The following is a 1,250-nucleotide window of genomic DNA, read 5'->3' on the forward strand; positions in this document are numbered from 1 at the left end:
TGAACTGGCCTAATGATTTTGGACACCTTCATCGGGCGCTATGATGGCGCCCAATTGGAGGCAAAATTAGTGCGTAAATCTTACTCAAGAGAATACAAGGTCCAAGCTGCCGAAATGGTGCTGGACGGTGGCCAGTCAGTTCCTGAAGTCTGCGCGGCCCTTGGGCTGGGGCCTACGGCCCTTCGTCGTTGGGTTGAGCAGGTACGTGAAGAGAGAGCGGGCAAGGTGCCAGCCGGAGCCAAAGCGATCACGCCGGAGCAGCAACGAATTGAGGAACTCGAAGCGCTGGTTCGGCAAAAAGATCGGGATATCGAAATCCTAAAAAAGGCCAGTGCTCTCCTGCTTCGGGACTCCAAAGATCGTTCTCGCTGATCAACGAGCTGAGTGAGCAATACCCTGTTATCGACTGCTGCCGCGTGCTTGGGGTCAAGCGCAGCAGCTTCTACGCCTGGCGCAAACGGCAAGGGCGCGAAGATCCAGCCAGGGATGCTCTGCGTCTGCTGGTGGTTAAGCACTTCAACGCGTCGCGAAGTGCCTCTGGCTCGCGAACGCTGGTGCAGGAATTGCGACGTGAAGGCCATGAAGTGGGGCGATACAAAGTGCGCAGGTTAATGCGCGAAGCTGGCCTGAAGTGCAAGCAGCGCAGGCCGCACCGGTATCGGTCATCGGGGGCAGAAGCATTGATCGCGGAGAATCAGCTGAAGCGCAATTTCAAGGTTTCGACGATCAATGAGGTTTGGTGTGGCGATGTGACTTACATCCAGGTTGGCAGGCGCTGGTTGTACCTGGCCGCCGTGATTGACCTCTATGCCCGTCGAATAGTGGGCTGGGCGTTTTCGATGATTGCAGATGCCAATTTAGCTTGTAACGCCCTGCGCATGGCAGCTGAATCGCGAGGCAGGCCGGCTGGTGTAATGTTTCATTCAGACCAGGGCTGTCAGTACGCCAGCCATAAATTCAGGGCCGCACTCGATGAGTACAACTTGAACCAGAGCATGAGCCATCGAGGCCAATGCTGGGATAACGCCGCCATGGAGCGGTTCTTCGGCGCGCTGAAATCAGAATGGATGCCAGCGGAGGGTTACGAGACCGAAGCGCAGGCACGAGTGGATATCCAGGCTTATCTGATGCGCTACAACCTCAAGCGCCTCCACAGCTACAACGGCTATGAAACACCGGTAGCCATGGAGGAAAAGCTCAAGATAGCGGCATGAACCTTAACCGGTGTCCAAAATTACTTGACCAGTTCA

At 55.8% G+C, this 1,250-nt stretch carries 2 protein-coding genes; both read left to right on the plus strand.

The annotated features are described in order from the left end of the window. Positions 1 to 18 precede the first annotated feature (18 nt). Positions 19 to 372 carry a transposase gene (locus tag ABE456_RS28410; protein WP_346646895.1) on the plus strand — a complete coding sequence of 118 codons (354 nt, stop codon included), beginning with the start codon at positions 19 to 21 and terminating at the stop codon, positions 370 to 372. Between the two features lie 29 nt (positions 373 to 401). Further along, positions 402 to 1,214, plus strand: coding sequence for an IS3 family transposase (locus ABE456_RS28415; RefSeq protein WP_346646896.1), 813 nt, complete (start codon positions 402 to 404; stop codon positions 1,212 to 1,214). Positions 1,215 to 1,250 lie beyond the last annotated feature (36 nt).

Source organism: Pseudomonas sp. TWI929 (assembly GCF_039673335.1).
Lineage (GTDB): Bacteria > Pseudomonadota > Gammaproteobacteria > Pseudomonadales > Pseudomonadaceae > Aquipseudomonas.